Source organism: Streptomyces lunaelactis, assembly GCF_003054555.1.
GTDB lineage: Bacteria > Actinomycetota > Actinomycetes > Streptomycetales > Streptomycetaceae > Streptomyces > Streptomyces lunaelactis.
On the sequence record NZ_CP026304.1, the window covers coordinates 2885878 to 2904054 of the forward strand.

Here is an 18177-nt window from a genome sequence, read left to right on the forward strand (position 1 = left end):
TCGTCGTCGATCCTGCGGCAGTCGATCCTGCCGCCGACGATCACTCGGCCTTCACTCGGCCTTGTAGTCCTTGCCGAGGACGACCGACACATCGGCGTTGGTGACCGCCTTGCCCTGCTTGACCGCGCTCGCCGGCAGGCCCAGGGTCTTGGCGACCTCCACCGCCTTCGCCTTCTGCGTCTCGCTTCCGTAGGTGACCTGCGAGGACGACGTGGTGTCGGCGGTCTTGCCGCCGTCGAGGACGGTGTAGCCGCCGTTGACCAGGTCGATCCGGGCGGCCTCCGTGGCGCCCGTGTTCCCGGACGCGTTCCTGACGCCCACACGGACGGCCGCGTCCTTCTCCGGTGCGGAGACCGTGCCGCCCAGGACGTCCTTGACGACGCTGTTGGCGGTCTGCTCGGTGAGAGTGCCGTCCTGCTGGACGGGCAGCACCGCCGTCTTGTAGTCGCCGCCCTTGGCGTGCGCGGCGAGCTTCGCCAGCGTGGCGCCGAGGTCGCTCTCGCGCAGCGACGGGTCGAGGATCTGCGCCAGCGTCTCGATGGTGACGGTCGCCGCCTTCGGGTCGTCCGGCAGCTTGCGCAGCACACCCTGCATGACCTGGCCGAAGCGCTGCAGCTGCTTCGCCTCGGCCTCGCCCGGCCCGAGGTAGGTGGCGTACGCGACAGCAGCCCGCCCGTTCAGCGTCTGGTTCTCACCCTTCTTCACCAGCGGCGCCTCGCCCTTCTTCGCGCCGGGCACGTCGGTGTCGGTGGTCAGGTCGATATTGCCGACCAGCTCGACCAGGTTCTCCAGATACGGGGTGTCGAGCCGCCAGGTGCCGGTGATCTTGGCACCGAGGAGGCTGCCGACGGCCTCCCGGGTGCCCGTCGAGCCGTCGTCCTCGACGGACTTGGCGAGGGTGGTGGCGGTGCCGTCGTCGTTGGCGACGGAGAGCGAGTTGGGGAGCAGGACGGTAGTGCCCTGCTTGGTGGTGACGTTGTTGACGAGGAGCGCCGTGGAGGTGCCCTTTTTCTTGGTGTTGTGCAGATGCACCACGATCACGTCCCGCTTCTGCGGTCCGGTCGCCGTGGTGTTCTTCTTGTCCGTGTCCGCGAGGCCGGGCAGCTTGCCCGCGTACCAGAGGTAGCCGACGCCGCCCACGACGGCCAGCGCCAGCACGACGACGAGCGCGACGAGGCGGTTGCGGCCACGCCGCCTGGCCCCCTCGCGCCGCTCGGAGCGGCTCTCGGTGAACTTCAGCCAGTCGATGACGTCTTCGGAATCCTCGTCGGGCTCCTCGATGAAGGTGAACTGCTCGGTCCGGTAGTCGCGGTCGGGCGCGGGCCGGCGCTGCTCGGGCACGCCAGGCTCGGGCGCCTGTGCCTGCGGCCGCACCTGTGGCCGGGGCTGCGTCTGCGGCTCGGCGGGGGCCTGCTGCTGCGGGATGTTCCACTGCTGGGTGGTGTCCACGGCCGCGGGCTGCTGGCCCGTGTCGTAGCCGTAGCCGCCGTTGCCGTACCCCTGGGACTGCGTCTGCCGGCCGTACGGGTCGTACTGCTGAGGCTGCTCGGACTGCGGCTGCTGCTGCTGCGCGTACGGGTCGTACCCGTATCCCTGTCCCTGGCTCTGCCCCTGCTCGGGAGACTGCGATTGCTGAGGGTACTGGGGCTGCTGCTGCGCGTAAGGGTCGTACTGCTGGGGCTGCTGATACACCGGCTGCCCGTACTCGTCGTAGCCGATGATCTGCGGCTGCTGGTAGTACGGGTCGTACGGATTCTGCTGGTCGTTCACCGGTGCCCCTCTCCGTGGCTCACTCGCCGCGGTACAACTGGCGCTTGTCGATGTAGCGCACCACACCGTCCGGCACCAGGTACCAGACCGGATCGCCGCTCGCGACCCTGGCCCGGCAGTCGGTCGACGAGATGGCCAGCGCCGGAACCTCCACCAGGGAGACCCCGCCCTCTGGCAGCCCGTCGTCCGTCAGGTCGTGACCCGGCCGGGTCACACCGATGAAGTGGGCGAGCGCGAACAGCTCTTCGGCGTCCCGCCAGCCGAGGATCTGGGAGAGCGCGTCGGCTCCCGTGATGAAGAAAAGATCCGCGTCGTCGTTGAGGGAGCGCAAGTCCCGCAGCGTATCGATCGTGTAAGTCGCCCCGCCGCGGTCGATGTCGATGCGGCTCACCGAGAACTGCGGGTTGGACGCCGTGGCGATGACCGTCATCAGATAGCGGTCCTCGGCCGGAGACACCGCCTTCTGGCTCTTCTGCCACGGCTGCCCGGTCGGTACGAACACCACCTCGTCCAGGTGGAACAGGGCGGCCACCTCGCTGGCGGCCACCAGGTGTCCGTGGTGGATCGGGTCGAACGTCCCGCCCATCACGCCGATTCGGCGCTTGCCCGAACCGGAACCGGTAGGCACTTCCTGCTCTCCCATGCGTGCAGAGCCTACTGGCACGATGTCACGGCCCCGAATCAGCGGTCGCGGTTGAATCGAGTGGTGATCCACAGCAGCAGGAGCAGCGCGAAGAGGGCGCCGCCGCCCGTGAGGTAGGGGCTGAGGCTTTCGTGGTTGCCACCGTGCTCGGCGCCCTCGGCGAGAGTGACCAGGTTGGCGGCGGTGCTGGCGATGCTCATCTTCAGCGGGACCTATCGATCGGGAGTCCGGGACCGGAGCTCGGGAATCGGAGCGAAGAGACTTCGCGCACATCGTATGCGGGCCGTCCGGGCACGCTCACGCCGACTCAGTCGTTGTGGTTGTCGTCGCCGCCGTTTTCGCGGTAGCCGCGCAGCAGGAACCAGGCGAGCAATGCCGCTCCGACGATCGAGACGATCAGCAGGATGCGCAGCGTATTGCCCGGTCCTGTTGCTCGGATGCGGCGGCGAGCAGTGCGGCGGAATCCGGCATGTCGGGTCTACTCCTCAGTTATCCACAGCCCCCGCCGCACCGTAGCCCCAGCACCTACGCTGGGGTCCGTCAGGGGGACGAGCACGGACTCGCGCCAACAGGGGGCATGATGACCGAAAGCAATCACGAGAACGTTCCGAGCAGGCAGCGCAAGCGCTTCCCGGGCATCTCATCACGGGCGTACGAACATCCCGCGGACCGCTCCGCGCTGGTCGCCCTGCGCAAGCTCAGCGGCTTCGACACCGTCTTCAAGGCACTGAGCGGGCTGCTGCCCGAGCGCAGCCTGCGGCTGCTCTTCCTCTCCGACTCGGTGCGCGTGAGCGACGCCCAGTTCGCGCATCTGAACACCATGCTGAGGGACGCCTGTTACATCCTGGACCTGGAGAAGGTCCCGGCCATGTACGTCACGCAGGACCCGCGGCCCAACGCCATGTGTATCGGCCTGGACGAGCCGCTCATCGTGCTCACGACCGGGCTGGTGGAGCTGCTCGATGAGGAGGAGATGCGGGCGGTCGTCGGGCACGAAGTGGGCCATGCTCTCTCCGGCCACTCCGTCTACCGCACGGTCCTGCTCTTCCTCACCAGCCTGGCGCTGAAGATCGCCTGGATCCCCCTCGGCAACGTCGCGATCATGGCGATCGTCACCGCGCTTCGCGAGTGGTTCCGCAAGTCGGAGCTCTCGGCGGACCGGGCGGGGCTGCTGGTCGGCCAGGACCTGCAGGCGTCGATGCGCGGTCTGATGAAGATCGCCGGTGGCAACCACCTGCACGAGATGAACGTCGACGCGTTCCTGAAGCAGGCCGAGGAGTACGAGGCCGGCGGCGATCTGCGCGACTCCGTGCTGAAGATTCTGAATGTGCTCCCCCGCTCGCACCCGTTCACCACGGTCCGCGCTGCCGAGCTGAAGAAGTGGGCCGCGACCCGCGACTACCAGCGGATCATGGACGGGCACTACCCGCGGCGCACGGAGGACAAGGACACCTCGGTGTCCGACTCCTTCCGCGAGTCCGCCTCGCACTATGCCGACACGGTCCGTACCAGCAAGGACCCCTTGATGAAGCTGGTCGGTGACATAGCCGGCGGCGCGGGTGACCTGAGCGGCAAACTGCGGGACAAGTTCACGGGCGCAGCCGGCAGCGGAAGCGGCGGGAGTTCCAGCAGCGGCGGGAGTTCCGACGGGGGCAGCGGCACGAACGGCAGCAACGGCCACGGGAACGGCAGCGGCCCTGCGAGTGACGACGACAGCGGTCAGGGCAAGGGCTGAGCGCCGGGCGCCAGCGCCCCGCACAGCGCCGCGGTGGCCCGACCCCTCGCGTACGGGTCAGTGCCCGCCGGGCCGTCCGCGCTCGCCCGCTGGCCGGCGAGCAGCGGGCGCAGGGCGCCCGAGGCGTCCGCCGAGCAGGACTGCGGGCCGGCCTGGACATAGCTCACCAGCAGTTCGGCCCGGTGCTGGCGCAGGTCGTCCCGGTCGAAGCGGAAGTGCAGCTCGCGGCGGACGGTGAACAGCGAGGCCTCACTCGCCTGCGGGCCGCTCACACCGACGGGCCGCAGCGCGTAGGCGAAGGTGTGGTCCGACGTCACCTCCAGGGCGTCGGGCCCCGCCTCGGCGACGTGCAGGGTGCCCTGCACCCGGATCTTGGGGTCGGCCAGCGCGACCTTCGACGGGTCGAAGCGCACCAGCCAGCCGGTGGCGGCATGGCGGCCGTCGCCGGCCGGAGAGGCGATGCTCCGGTCGAACTGCTCCAGCTGATCCGGGTCGAGCAGCATCCGCACCGGCCGCACCGCGCCTCCTGTGAGCACATCGGGGTCGAGCGAGGACTCCACGAGGTAGTCCTTGGCGGTGGTCAGCGCGGTCATCACCTGGTCCTCGGAGAAGTTCTCGGTGCGCCGGGCGCCGGGCAGCGTGATGCCCGAGGCCCCGATGCGGAACTCCGCTGCGGGGCTGTGTGCGTAGAGCTCGGTGGGGGCGCCGCCCGGGACCGGGCCCTGGGGCGCCAGCGGGATCATGGTGATGTGCAGCGGCTCCGCCTGCTTGAACTGCGGTGCCGGGTACGGGTGCCGGACGCCCAGATAGATCGCCATCCCGAAGGCCATCGCGACCAGCAGGACGAGGAGGAGAACCTGCTTCGAGCCGCTTCTGCGACCCCAGACGGGGAGGCTGCGCACAGCCCGCGCATGGTCGCCCATCCGCTCCTGCGCGGAGAATTCCTGCAGCCGCGCAGCCCGTACGAACGATTCGTCGAAGACGACGGACCGGTACTCGTCCTCACCACCGCCGGGGAGTCCCTCGGGTGTCCCCTCAGGCGGGTCTCCGCGCCCAGCCATACTTTCAGGGTAGGTCCGGCAGAGCGAAGGTAAACGCGCTGGCGCTCCACAAACTCCCCCGAGTTCCCACTCGGCCGTTCAGAGTGGGCACAGGGAGTAATGCGTGGCTGCTCAGGGCATACGCGGATCGGCGGAGACGGGCGGCGCCGAGTACTCCGCCGAAGCCGAGGGCCCGCCGACCCGGTCCGTGGCCGAGCCATTGGTGGGCGTCGAGTCGACGCCGGTCGTCGCCGGCGGCGGAACCCGGTCCTGGCGGTTGCCCGCGGCTCCCCGGTACACGGCCGTGAAGGCGAGGGCGACCATCCCGATGCCCATCAGCAGGGCCAGGATCCAGGCCACCGGGCGGTGCCAGCGGGCGCTGCCGCGGTAGGGACGCAGAGCGCCGCCGTGCCGGCCGTACGGTCCGGTGTACGCGTCGTTGGGGTGCGCGGCCTCGTTGTCGTCGTCGTACGCCCGCTCGCGGCCGTAGCCGCCGGGGCCGTAGCCGTCGTCGTAGGGCTCGTCGTCGCCCGGTCCGCCGCCGGATCTGGCGCGGGTGGCCTCGGCCTCGGCGCGTGCCTGTGCGGCGGCCAGCAGCCGCTCGACGGCGGTCGGTTCATGGATCTCGGCGGCTCGTACGAAGTCCTCGTCGAACACCACGGAGGCGAAGTCCTCGTCCGCGCCCCCGCGGTCGTCGTCGGGCTCCCAGCCGTCCGGGAACGGCCTGCCCCCCACGTCGTCCGGCACGCCTTCAGAGTAGACCTGGGCGATCGGTTTGGGCAGTGAGAGTCCGAACTATCCCCGCCCGGGTGACCTCCACCCGCGTGAAACCCCGCAACCCACCACGCCCCCGGCCCACGTGCACCACAGGGGCAGCGACTACCGAATGTGACCGTCTCCTGTCACGATGTACTTCGTCGAGGTCAGCTCCGGCAGGCCCATCGGCCCCCGCGCGTGCAGCTTCTGCGTGGAAATTCCGATCTCGGCGCCGAATCCGAACTGGCCACCGTCCGTGAAACGCGTGGACGCGTTCACGGTGACCGTCGTCGAGTCGACCAACTGGGTGAAGCGGCGGGCCGCGGCCTGCGAGGTGGTCACGATCGCCTCGGTGTGCCCGGAGGACCAGAGCCGGATGTGGGCGACGGCCGCGTCCAGCGAGTGGACGACGGCGGCGGCGATGTCGTACGAGAGGTACTCCGTCTCCCAGTCCTCGGGCGTGGCCGCCACGACGGTCGCCTTGGTCCCCTCGGCGTACTCGAGCACCCGCTCGTCGCCGTGCACGGTCACCCCGGCCTCGGCCAGCGCGTCCAGGGCTCGCGGCAGGAAGGCGGCTGCGATGTCCTGGTGGACGAGCAGTGTCTCGGCGGCGTTGCAGACGCTCGGCCTCTGCGCCTTGGAGTTGATCAGGATGTCGACGGCCATGTCGAGGTCGGTCTCGGCGTCCACGTACACATGGCAGTTGCCGGTGCCGGTCTCGATGACCGGGACGATGGACTCCTCGACGACGGTGCGGATCAGGGCGGCGCCGCCGCGCGGGATCAGTACGTCCACCAGGCCGCGCGCCCGCATCAACTCCCGTACGGATTCCCGGCTTTCACCGGGCACCAGCTGCACGGCGTCGGCCGGCAGTCCGGAGCCTCCGACCGCGTCCCGCAGGACCTTCACCAGCGCGGAGTTGGAGGAGTACGCGGAGGAGGAGCCGCGCAGCAGCACGGCGTTGCCCGACTTCAGGCAGAGCGCGGCGGCGTCCACGGTGACGTTCGGGCGGGCCTCGTAGATGATCCCGACGACGCCGAGGGGGACGCGCACCTGGCGCAGGTCGATGCCGTTGGGGAGGGTGGAGCCGCGCACGACCTCGCCGACGGGGTCGGGCAGCGCGGCCACGTCCCGTACGTCGGCGGCGATGGCGCGCACCCGCTCCGGGGTCAGGGTGAGCCGGTCGATGATCGACTCGCTGGTGCCGGCCTCCCGGGCGCGCGCGATGTCCTGCGCGTTGGCCGCGACGATCTCGCTCGTACGGACCTCGAGCGCGTCCGCGATCGCCAGCAGGGCGTCGTCCTTGGCCGAGCGCGGCAGCGGCGCGAGGTCGGCGGAGGCGGCACGGGCCCGGTAGGCGGCCTGGGCGACCGGGGAGAGGTTGTCGTACGGCGAAAGCGAGGTCATGCCCGCAGAGTACTGCGCTTTGAGGGGGCTCCCTGCGGGCGTCCTCGCGTATCCCGAACTGCGAGACGGAAGCCTCAGAAGGGGTGTACGCCCGCCGGTGCGGCAGGCAGCGGGCCGTAGCCCTCCGCTCTGCGCTGGTGGTACGTCTGGCGGTCGATGACCTCCAGGCCCACGATCTCCCACGGCGGCAGCTTGGCGCTCGAGCGGTGCTCGCCCCACAGCCGCAGCGCCACCGCCGCGGCGTCGTGCAGGTCCCGCGCCTCTTCCCAGTAGCGGATCTCCGCGTGGTCGTTGGCGTACCGGCTGGTGAGCAGGAAGGGATGGTCGTGCGCGAGCTGTTCCAGACCGCGCCGGACCTCTCTCAGCGGGGCTTCGGCGCCGGAGACGCTCAGGGTGATGTGCCACAGCTTGGACAGCACACGTTCTTCGGCGTGTGTGCCGCTCTCTCCGGTCTCCTGGCTCCCTTCGGCGTCGCCGAAGTCGGGGCCCGCCCCGACGCTGGTCAGGGCTCGTTCCTCGCCCAAGGCCCTACGGGCGTGGGCGATGCCCCCACTCCCTCGGGGCACATCCCCGGGGCGCGCTCGTCTCACCGGCGGCCTCCTGTTGCATGTGGTGGCTTTCTGTACCCCGCCATCCCCCCGCAACAAAGTTGACCAGTCCCGGACGGAACGTGGGGCGGTTTTGCCGAAGCTCTCTGCCCGAAGACTGGACTTTCAGCCGTTTCAGGAGCGCAGGACCACCAGATCGTCTCTGTGTACGACTTCCCGCTCGTACGCCGGGCCGAGCTCCCGGGCCAGGTCACGGGTGGAACGGCCGAGCAGCTGCGGGATCTCCTTGGCGTCGAAGTTGACCAGGCCGCGGGCCACGGCCCGGCCCTCGGTGTCCCGCAGTTCGACCGGATCGCCCGCGCTGAACTCGCCCTCGACCGCGGCGATCCCGGCCGCCAGGAGCGACTTCTTGCCGTGCACCACGGCCCGTACCGCACCGTCGTCCAGGGTCAGCGCGCCCTGCGGCGTCGAGGCATGGGCGAGCCAGAGCAGCCGGTCGGCGGAGCGGCGGCCGGTGCTGTGGAAGTACGTGCCGGTGGCGCGGCCCGCGAGGGCGTCGGCGGCGCGGACGGCGGAGGTGAGGACGACGGGGACGCCCGCGGCCGCCGCGATCCTGGCGGCCTCGACCTTGGTGACCATCCCGCCGGTGCCGACGCCGGCCTTGCCGGCGCTGCCGATCTGGACGTGTGCGATGTCGGCCGGGCCGTGTACCTCCTCGATCCGTGAGGTGCCGGGCTTGGCCGGGTCCCCGTCGTAGAGCCCGTCGACGTCCGAGAGGAGGACCAGCAGATCGGCCCGTACGAGATGGGCGACGAGGGCGGCGAGACGGTCGTTGTCGCCGAAGCGGATCTCGTCCGTCGCCACGGTGTCGTTCTCGTTGACGACCGGGACGGCACCCATGTCGAGCAGCTGGTCCAGGGTCCGGTAGGCGTTGCGGTAGTGGGCGCGGCGGCTGGTGTCGTCGGTGGTGAGGAGGACCTGGCCGACGCGTACGCCGTAGCGCGCGAACGACGCGGTGTAGCGGGCGACGAGCAGCCCCTGGCCGACGCTGGCGGCGGCCTGCTGGCGGGCCAGGTCCTTGGGGCGGCGGGCCAGGCCCAGTGGTGCGAGGCCGGCTGCGATGGCGCCGGAGGAGACCAGCACTATCTCCTTCTCGCCGCCGCTGCGGACCTTGGCGAGCACATCGACGAGTGCGTCGACGCGGTCGGCGTCGAGTCCGCCGGCGGCCGTGGTCAGGGAGGACGAGCCGACCTTGACGACGATCCTGCGGGCCTGGGTTACCTGCTGTCTTGCCTCTGTCACACAGTCGAATCTATGTCAGTGCGTGCAGTGCGTGCTCGGTCATTTCACGCGCTGGACAGCCTGCCACGGCTCTCTCTTCCTCATCTCCCTGCGCAGCCGCCGCGCCACTCGCCGGGCGAAGGACACCTTCCGCGGCGTCTCGGGCGCGAGGAGCGCCTCCTTCAGCAGATCCGGCCGCGCCGAGGCGACGCACGTGAGCCGCCGCCGGTCCCTCTCGCCCAGCCGCCGCGCCACTCCCGGTGTCCAGTACGCCTCCATCAACGGGGCGGCCAGCTCCATCTTGTGGAGCAGGATCTGCTCGTTCTGCCGCAGCACGACGGGGCCGAACTGCGGCAGCAGCGTCACCACGAACGGCCTGACCATCAGCTGGTCCCGCCGCGCCCCCGGCGGTTCGTACGTGGCGATCAGCTCCATCAGCACCCGCGCGGAGTGGAAGCGCAGCGTGTAACTCCCGCTCTTGGTCACGTGTTTGCCGTCGTCCCGGCCGACCAGGTAGTAGCAGGTGTAGTCGGCGACCACGGAGACGCCGTTGCCCCGCAGATACGCCTCCATGGTGAACAGAGCGTCCTCGCCGGTGCGCATGGTCTCGTCGAAGCGCATGCCCAGCCGTACGAGCAGCTCGCGGCGGAAGAGCTTCTGCGCGCTCAGCGTGAACTTGACGTTGGACGCGTAGATGTCGGCGCGCTCGGCACTGCGCTCCCACATCGACTTGGCGGCGTTGCGGTTGACGCCTTCGATCCTGCCGAGCACCACATCCGTGCCGGCTCGGTCGGCCATCGAGACCAGCCGCTCCAGCGCCTCCTCACCGAGGTAGTCGTCCGCGTCGAGGAAGAACACATAGCGCCCGCGGGCCAGCGAGAGACCCACGTTGCGCGGGCCGCCGGGACCACCGGAGTTCGTCTGCCGCACCACGCGCGTCGGGACCTTGCTGCGGACCGCGAACTCCTCCAGGTACTCGCCGGTGCCGTCGGAGGAACCGTCGTCAACGGCGATCAGCTCGATCCGGTCCGCACCGATCGTCTGGGCCTCGACCGACTCCAGACAGCGCACCAGATAGGGCAGGGCCTCATAGGCCCCGATGATCACGCTGACATCGCACATGGACACCTCGGTAGTCGTACACGGCGGAAGGTCGGGCCATGATGCCCGGCGCGTGTGTCGCCCACGTGTCGGATGCGACACGGCGGCGCGTGTCGCCCGCATGTCGGATGCGACACGGCCCGGACACCCGCCCGCGAGGGGCGGCGGTCCGGGCCGTGGGAGGTTTGCTCGAGCGCGTCAGCGAGCCACCGGCGCCTCTGCGCCATTGGACTCGGCACCGGAGTCGGACTCACGGTCGAGCTCGCCCACGAACTGCCCACCGATGCGCTGCTCCACACCGGCGTTGCGGGCCTCGGACTTGGCCGTGAGCGCTCGTACCGCCGAGTTGAACCGATCTATCGAGGTGGGCTTGTCGGGGCCGAGCAGATACGTCTTCAGCTCGCGCCGGGCATCCGCCAGCCGGTCGGCGGCCGGATCGGCCACCGCGTCCAGCAGCTCGCCGAGCTCCTCCGCACTGTTGGAGAGGATGACCGCGGCCCGTACGGCGGTGTTCTGCCGGTTGAACTCCTCGACGCCCAGCTCGGCGGAGTCGGTGACGGCATACGGCTTGCCGCTCGCGATGAAGTCCGAGACCACGCTGGAGATGTCGGAGACCATGCCGTCGGCCTCGTTGAAGCAGTCGTACAGCTTCGGCTCGGCCCCCGTCACGACCTTGTGCTCCCACCAGCCGAAGGAACGCCAGTACGCGTCGTTCCACTCGGCCCGCAGCTTCTTCATCTCGGCAAGGCGCTCCGGATCCGCGAGCGAGATCCGTGACTCCTCCGACTCGTCCCCGCCCGCGCGGCCCGGCGCGGTCAGCACGTTCAGCCTGGCCTCGATACGGGTCAGCTCGGCCTGCGCGGCGGCCTGTCCGGACTGCTCGGCGGCGGCTTCCTTCGCCCAGCGCTGGTCGAGGGCACGCTCGGCGGCCGCGGCGCGCACCATCGCGGTGATCCGCTCGTGGACGGCCTTGGCCTTTTTGTTGCGGATGCCGGTGAAGGGGTGCGGCTTGTAGATGACGCGGACCGGCTTCTCGGCCTCCAGCAGCCGCCGGACGATGTTCTCGCCGGCCAGCAGCAGGGAGGTGTTGCCGGGACTGTCGTCCCAGCCCTCCCAGGTGGGGGCGTACAGGATGGTCGGGATGGGATTCTTCGGAGCGCCGGTCCAGCTCTTGATCGGGGCCAGCTGGGGGCGGCCGACCTCGACGATGTCGTCGTCGCGTACGCCGACGTCGGCGAGCGCGTAGCGGTCCCGGCCGGCCCGGCCCGCGGTCCATACCTCGTCGTACACCTTGGAGAAGGGGTTGACGCTGGCGAGCTTGTCGCTGTCGCCGTGGCCGATGAAGACGTGCTTCATGGTCGGGACGCGCAGCATGTGGACGTTCTTGCCGACGTTGGCCGCGTACAGCGTGACCCGGACCATGGACAGGTCGAGGTTTATCAGATGCGTGCCGCCGGGCACACAGATCACCGGCACGTCGGTCACGGCGAGCTTCGGAACCAGGCTGCGCTCACGCATGATGATCAGCGGCCGGCCTTCGGCCTGCTCCATCGTCTCGAGCCACATGTTGACCTGGTACGCCGACTCGTCGGAGCCGGAGAAGTACAGGACGACGGTCGGCCGGTACTCACGCAGCCAGGTGCTCACGGCCTTGAGCACGGTGGGCGCACCCGGCACCCGGCGCTTGCGGCGCAGATACGGCACGAGGACGGCCGTGTAGATCAGCCCGAGGGCGAGGGTGGCGGCGACGCCCGCGTATCCGATGACGTCCTTGCCGCTCCCGGCGGCGATCACCACACCGGCCATCGCCGGGATGTCGAGGTGGAGCATCTTCTCGCCGGAGCGGCGCAGCAGCACGTTCGGCGGGGCGTCCGGGATGCGTACGGCGTGGAGGTCGACGTTGCGTGTGACGACCGGCATGGTGCGGCGCAGCCGGATCAGGGTCGCCAGGGCTCCCTGCGGCGCCTGGAGACCGTAGAAGACCAGGAATCCGGCGACCGCGGCGTAGAACAGCGGGGTCTCCGCCAGGTTCTCGCGGGCGAGCAGCAGGACCAGCAGCAGCTGCCGCAGCAGGAAGCGGATCGGCAGGCCGACCCGGACCTTGTTGAGGCGGTTGATCAGGTAGCTGCCCTTCTGGTGCAGATACCAGTCCGCCACGTAGGTCACGGCACCGGCAGCCGCGAAGAACCAGATGTTCGGGATCAGCGCGGCGAGCATGACGCACGGATAGCCGAGTCCCATCAGGGCTGCCGCGGTCAGCTCTGAGGGGCTGCCGACGCGTGCCAGACGAATGGCGGTCGAAATCACGAAGAACCTGCTCCAAGGGGTGCCGGTTGATTCACGTTTTGGCGGGAATTGTGAAGGTGGGGCTTCACGAATTCGGGCCCGAAAAATACTTTAACGGTGGATTATTACACATCTTCCTGGACGTCAAGAACCGAGGCGAGCGCCTGCTCGAAGCCTGATGCCTCGCTCGCCTCGCGAGTCGGATCCTGCTGTCGCACATCAATGACATGACCGGTCAGATCGGACAGCAGCACATCCAGAGAGGTCCTGGCCACGGCCTCGGAGGAGAGCAGCGAACCCTCCGGCTCCGCACCGAACGCCTTCGTCCGCATCGGGGTGGCCGTGCGCTCCGGATTGACGCAATTCACTCGAATTCCCTCGCCCGCCCATTCGTCCGAGAGGGCCTGGGTGAGATTCACCATGGCCGCCTTGGTGGACGAGTAAAGGCTGTATTCGGCGCGGCCACGGGTGTAACTGGAGGACGTGTAGAGGAGCAGCTGCCCCTTGGTCTCCGCCAGATACTTGTACGACGCACGGGCAATCTGTACAGGCGCCAGGTAATTGACGTTCAACGCCTCCTGGATGGTGGTGTTGTCGGTCTCGGCCAGCTTGCCGATGCGCAGCACGCCCGCCGTGTTGATGACGTAGTCGATGCGGCCGGTCGCGGAGTACGCCGCGGAGAGCGCGTCGTCCACATGCTCCGGATTCTCGACGTGGGTGCCGGTGGTGGAGCGGCCCAGCGCGTACACATGGGCGCCGTACTGCTCGGCCAGCGCGGCGATGTCCGCGCCGATGCCGTACGAACCACCGAAGACGACCAGCGTCCTGCCGGCCAGCAGCTCGCGGTAGGCGGCCTCGTCGGCCTGCTGCGGCGAAGCGCTGGAGGCCAGCTGGAAGAGCTTGTCGGCGATGAAGACGTCGACGGGCTGGGTCACCTTCATGTTGTACTCGTCGCCCGCGACGACATAGATCGGCACGTCGGGCAGGTACTTCAGGACGACCGAACAGTCGTCGGTGGCCTGGAAGTTCGGGTCGCCGGCCGCGATCTCGTACGCCCTGCGGATCGTGGAGAGCTTGAAGGCCTGCGGGGTCTGGCCGCGGCGCAGCCGGGAGCGGTCCGGGACGTCGGTGATGAACTCGCCGTCATCGCCGTGGGTGCGGGTCACGATGATCGTGTCGGCGGAGGGGATGGCGACATCGACGGCCTGGTAGCGGTCGAGGGCGTCGACACAGTCCTTGATCACACGCTGCGACAGAAGCGGACGGACCGCGTCATGGAAGAGGACATTGCGGTCCTCGCCCTCCGCGAGCCCCTCACCGAGGGCCTCGATGGCGCGCTCGGTGGTCTCGTTGCGGGTTGCGCCGCCCTCGATCACCTTGCTGACCTTGGTCAGCCCGGCCTTGGCGATAATCTTCTCCACGTCGGGCACAAACCCCGGCGCCATCAGCACTATGACGTCGTCGACCGACTCGGCCTGCTCGAAAATCGACAGCGTGTGCTCGATGACGGCCTTGCCGGCGATCTTCAGCAGCTGCTTCGGGATCGCCAGGCCCACTCTCTGACCGGTACCACCGGCGAGCACGACTGCTGTGGTGCGGGGCTTGGCTTCGTGCGGCACAGACACAGGCGACCTACCTTGCGACAAGTGGGGGACGGGGCTGATGGTCGCACTCTCCGTGACCGTCTCGCAAGGCGGACTTCAACCACCCCACACCTCCGCGAAGCCGGGCGTTCACCCCGTAGGCATGGGATACATCGGTGTCCCAGCCCCTCCGCCGAGTGACTGAAACCACAGTTGTCAAGGGCGCGTACAGTTACTTGATCGGCTTGTCGACAACGTTCAGTACGAGTTCGTTGGCGGCGCTGTAGAAGACCTTGACCGTGACCCGTTCCTGCGGCTTCCCGCCGAGTCTGCGGGCCACCGCGCGCAGCCTCGCCAAGGGTCGCTTCTTGCGCAGGTCAGTGCCGGGATAGGGGAAGAGGGAGCCCTTCTCCCAGACGTCGTCGAGCACCCGGGCGAGCCTGACCGGCTCGGCGTCGGGCGCGTACCGCAGCCACAGGTCCCAGACGTCGTGCGGCTCGGCCTGACGGTTCGCGGGAGCCGCGCACGGGACGGTGACCCGGAAGCCGTCGCTTCCCTCGCGGTCGCCCGGGAACGTCAGTTCTGCGGGGGCACTGCCGCGGCGGCGCAGCAGCAGGACCGGGTCGCCGGCCGGGGTGCCCGGGGCGGACAGCCGCCCCGAGACCGTGATCCTCTGCCGGGCGAGACGGATCTCACCGACCTCGGCGTGGACCGGCCTGGCCCAGGACCGCAGAGCCAGCACTCCCTGCTTCGTATACGGGACGAGGTTGCGGACCGGCCCGTCCGCGGGCGTACGCGACGCGACGTGCATCGATCCGCGCTGGTCGACGGCGCGGGTCGCCAGCGCGACCCGCTCGCCGTCCGGCAGCTCGGCCTGGCAGGTCCAGGCACCTTCGGGGAGGTCCGCGCCGACGGGCACGGTCGCCCGCCCCTCCGCGTCGAACGCGAATCGTCGCGCCTCGACGGCGGCATCGGGGTGGTTGCACACGAGTTGCAGTTCGACACCCTTGCCGAGACGCCGGCCGCCCCGGGGGATCAGGGTGACGGTCAGCCCGCCGTCCTCGGCGACCGCGCAGTCCGCCACGGGCGTGAACTCCTCGCCCTCCCCCGCCGCCGGGGCGAGGTGCTCGCCGCTCCCGCTCGACGCCGTGGCCGCACCGAGCTCCGCGAAGAGCTCCTCGTACAGCTTGGCGACCGGACCCGGGGCGAACCGACGGGCGTTGCGCTGCGCGGCCGCACCCATCCGCCGGCGCAGTTCCTCGTCGTCGATGAGCTTCAGCAGGGCGTCGGCCACGGCATCGGCATCGCCGACGGGGACCAGCAGTCCGTCCACGCCGTCCTCGATGATCTCCCGGGGCCCGTAGTCGCAGTCGGTGCTGACCACCGGCAGACCGCAGCGCATGGCCTCGACGAGCGTCATGCCGAACGACTCGTGCCGGGAGGTAGAGACGGCGATCGCGCCCTTGACCCACTCCGGTTCGATGGGCGAGCGGGGGCCCATGAGATGGACGCTGTTGTACAGGCCCAGCTCGTCGATGCGTCTGCGGAGCCGGTCCTTCTGATTGCCCCAGCCGCAGATCCGCAGTGTCCATTCCGGCCGGACGGCAACCACCTTGCCGAACGCCTCGATGAGCACCTGGTACTGCTTCTCCGAAGCCAGCCGCCCCGCGGCCACCACGGTCGTGCCCGAGGTGTCGGAAGGCGCGACCATCGGCTCGGGCACGCTGTTGGGAATGGCGAGCACCCGGGTGCCGGGCAGCGGCATCTGCTCGCGGTAGGAGGCGGCGTCCCCCTCGGACACCGTCACAAAGGCGTCGAGCCTGGTGAGGTGGCCGTACATCTCGGCGCGCAGCTCGGGCTTGTGGTGGTTGTGCGTCATGTGCTCCTGCCCGATGAGCACCGCGCCTTCCGGGCCGAACTGCGCGGCGTACGCGACCAGTCCCGGCCGGGTCCCGATGACCACATCCGCGTCCGAGCGGGAGTAGTGGGCCCGCACCCGCTCGTCGGTGAGCCTGCTGTACTCCTTGTAGCGGGCCTCGGACCGGGGGAAGAGCCCGGCGGGCTCCAGGTGGAGCGGATGCTTCTTCTCGTTGCCCGGGGAGGCCGGCCGGGTGTCCACGAGAGGTACGACGTTGATGCGCGAGTCGATGGCGAAGATCGGGATGTCCCGGTGCCGGAAGACGGAGACGATTTCCACCTCATGCCGGTCGGCGAGCTCTTCCGCAAGGTTCAGCGTGGTGCGGATGGTCCCGCCGATGCCGTAAATCGTGTGGATGAGGAAGGAAATCTTCATCGACGCTCCGTTCAGTGTGCCGGGGCGACAGCCCCACCCCCGCGTACAAGACGGTCATTGCGGGTATGGGGTTGTGTCGCCTCAGGTACAAGAACGAATCGGACGCCTCAGGGTGTCGTCAGCCGCCGGACGAGCTTGTTTTTCACGCCCGTCCGGCGGTTGAGGACGACCCCGCGCGGACAGGGTCGGACACGGCCTAGAACGGGTCGAACTCGTCGTACTCCTTCTGCACGTCGTCCCGCTCCGCGTCGCGGTCCCGCCGGCGCTGAGCCGCCGGACGCGGGGCCTCGAGACGGTGATCCTCGCCACGGCGGCCGAGCATCTCCGCGCCCGCCATCATCGTCGGCTCCCAGTCGAAGACGACCGCGTTCTCCTCGGGACCGATGGCCACGCCGTCGCCGGCCCTGGCACCGGCCTTCATCAGCTGGTCCTCGACACCGAGGCGGCTGAGACGGTCCGCGAGGTAGCCGACGGCCTCGTCGTTGTTGAAGTCGGTCTGGCGCACCCAGCGCTCCGGCTTCTCGCCGCGCACGCGGAAGATGCCGTCCTCCTCCTGGTTGACCGTGAAGCCCGCGTCGTCGACGGCCTTCGGGCGGATGACGATCCTCGTCGCCTCCTCCGTGGGCTTGGCCGCACGCGCCTCCGCGATGATGCCGGCGAGGGCGAAGGACAGCTCCTTCAGGCCCGTACGAGCGATCGCCGACACCTCGAAGACCTGGTAGCCACGGTCCTCGAGCTCCGGGCGGATCATCTCGGCCAGGTCCTGGCCGTCCGGGATGTCGATCTTGTTGAGGACGACGAGGCGCGGCCGGTCGTCGAGACCGCCGTACTGCCGCAGCTCCGCCTCGATCACATCGAGGTCGGAGACCGGGTCCCGGTCGGACTCGAGCGTCGCGGTGTCCAGCACATGCACGAGCACCGAGCAGCGCTCGACATGGCGCAGGAACTCCAGGCCCAGCCCCTTGCCCTGGCTGGCGCCCGGGATCAGGCCGGGGACGTCGGCGATGGTGTACACGGTCGAGCCCGCCGTGACGACACCCAGGTTCGGTACGAGCGTCGTGAACGGGTAGTCCGCGATCTTCGGCTTGGCCGCACTGAGTACCGAGATCAGCGACGACTTGCCCGCGCTCGGGTAGCCGACCAGCGCCACATCGGCGACGGTCTTGAGCTCCATGACGACGTCACGGGACTCGCCCGGCTCGCCGAGGAGCGCGAAGCCGGGTGCCTTGCGGCGGGCGGAGGCCAGCGCCGCGTTGCCCAGGCCGCCGCGGCCGCCCTGGCCGGCGATGAAGGTGGTGCCCTGACCGACGAGGTCGGCGAGGACGTTGCCCTCCTTGTCGAGGACGACGGTGCCGTCGGGTACGGGCAGGACCAGGTCCTGGCCGTCCTTGCCGGAGCGGTTGTCGCCGGCGCCGGGCTGGCCGTTGGTGGCCTTGCGGTGCGGGCTGTGGTGGTATTCGAGCAGCGTGGTCACCGACTGGTCGACGACCAGGATGACGTCACCGCCACGGCCGCCGTTGCCGCCGTCGGGGCCGCCCAGCGGCTTGAACTTCTCCCGGTGAACGGAGGCGCAGCCGTGGCCTCCGTTACCCGCGGCGGCATGCAGCTCGACGCGGTCCACGAAGGTGGTCATGGGTGTGCCTCCAGTTATGTACGGAATGTCTATCTAGTAACAAGCGAAAGGCGGACCCGCTTCCCGATACGGGAAGCGAGGTCCGCCCTCGCAAAGAAGAC

14 protein-coding genes are annotated in these 18177 nt (G+C 69.5%); 1 reads left to right on the plus strand and 13 read right to left on the minus strand.

Going from position 1 to position 18177, the window contains the following annotated elements; genetic code table 11:
• Positions 1-51: 51 nt before the first annotated feature.
• From SLUN_RS13110 to SLUN_RS39970, 3 genes are read right to left on the minus strand one after another with little or no spacing between them, the layout of a single operon-like run.
• Positions 52-1770: an LCP family protein gene (locus SLUN_RS13110; RefSeq protein WP_108148662.1), complete on the minus strand. Its 1719-nt coding sequence runs from the start codon at positions 1768-1770 to the stop codon at positions 52-54.
• Positions 1771-1789: 19 nt separating this feature from the next.
• Positions 1790-2413 carry a nicotinate-nucleotide adenylyltransferase gene (gene nadD, locus SLUN_RS13115; RefSeq protein ID WP_108148663.1) on the minus strand — a complete coding sequence of 208 codons (624 nt, stop codon included), beginning with the start codon at positions 2411-2413 and terminating at the stop codon, positions 1790-1792.
• Positions 2414-2451: 38 nt separating this feature from the next.
• Entirely contained in the window at positions 2452-2613 is a 162-nt protein-coding gene (locus SLUN_RS39970) for a hypothetical protein (RefSeq protein ID WP_170146573.1), read from the minus strand.
• 380 nt (positions 2614-2993) lie between these two features.
• Between SLUN_RS39970 and SLUN_RS13120 the strand changes: the two genes are divergently transcribed.
• A complete protein-coding gene (locus tag SLUN_RS13120) occupies positions 2994-4148 on the plus strand; it encodes a M48 family metallopeptidase (protein WP_108154708.1) in 1155 nt (384 codons plus the stop codon).
• Here SLUN_RS13120 and SLUN_RS13125 read toward each other — a convergent pair.
• The 10 genes from SLUN_RS13125 to obgE form a co-directional block, all read right to left on the minus strand.
• Complete coding sequence (locus SLUN_RS13125; RefSeq protein WP_108148664.1) at positions 4133-5209, minus strand: SCO2583 family membrane protein; 1077 nt, start codon at positions 5207-5209, stop codon at positions 4133-4135. The two genes, SLUN_RS13120 and SLUN_RS13125, sit on opposite strands and share 16 nt — an antisense overlap.
• Before the next feature lie 111 nt (positions 5210-5320).
• Entirely contained in the window at positions 5321-5935 is a 615-nt protein-coding gene (locus tag SLUN_RS13130; RefSeq protein WP_108148665.1) for an SCO2584 family spore wall biosynthesis protein, read from the minus strand.
• 132 nt (positions 5936-6067) lie between these two features.
• Complete coding sequence (locus tag SLUN_RS13135) at positions 6068-7351, minus strand: glutamate-5-semialdehyde dehydrogenase (protein ID WP_108148666.1); 1284 nt, start codon at positions 7349-7351, stop codon at positions 6068-6070.
• A 74-nt stretch (positions 7352-7425) separates the two neighbouring features.
• Positions 7426-7941 (minus strand): DUF8830 family protein, encoded by a 516-nt coding sequence (locus tag SLUN_RS13140; RefSeq protein WP_108148667.1) that lies wholly within the window; start codon positions 7939-7941, stop codon positions 7426-7428.
• A 132-nt stretch (positions 7942-8073) separates the two neighbouring features.
• On the minus strand, positions 8074-9201 hold the full coding sequence (gene proB, locus SLUN_RS13145; protein WP_108148668.1) for a glutamate 5-kinase: 1128 nt from the start codon (positions 9199-9201) through the stop codon (positions 8074-8076).
• Between the two features lie 39 nt (positions 9202-9240).
• Positions 9241-10302 carry a glycosyltransferase family 2 protein gene (locus tag SLUN_RS13150; protein ID WP_108148669.1) on the minus strand — a complete coding sequence of 354 codons (1062 nt, stop codon included), beginning with the start codon at positions 10300-10302 and terminating at the stop codon, positions 9241-9243.
• 177 nt (positions 10303-10479) lie between these two features.
• Entirely contained in the window at positions 10480-12588 is a 2109-nt protein-coding gene (locus SLUN_RS13155; protein ID WP_108148670.1) for a hypothetical protein, read from the minus strand.
• Between the two features lie 104 nt (positions 12589-12692).
• A complete protein-coding gene (locus SLUN_RS13160) occupies positions 12693-14192 on the minus strand; it encodes a bifunctional cytidylyltransferase/SDR family oxidoreductase (protein WP_108148671.1) in 1500 nt (499 codons plus the stop codon).
• Between the two features lie 190 nt (positions 14193-14382).
• On the minus strand, positions 14383-16443 hold the full coding sequence (locus tag SLUN_RS13165; RefSeq protein ID WP_108148672.1) for a glycosyltransferase family 4 protein: 2061 nt from the start codon (positions 16441-16443) through the stop codon (positions 14383-14385).
• Positions 16444-16639: 196 nt separating this feature from the next.
• Positions 16640-18076 (minus strand): GTPase ObgE, encoded by a 1437-nt coding sequence (gene obgE / locus SLUN_RS13170; RefSeq protein ID WP_108148673.1) that lies wholly within the window; start codon positions 18074-18076, stop codon positions 16640-16642.
• Between the last annotated feature and the right edge of the window lie 101 nt (positions 18077-18177).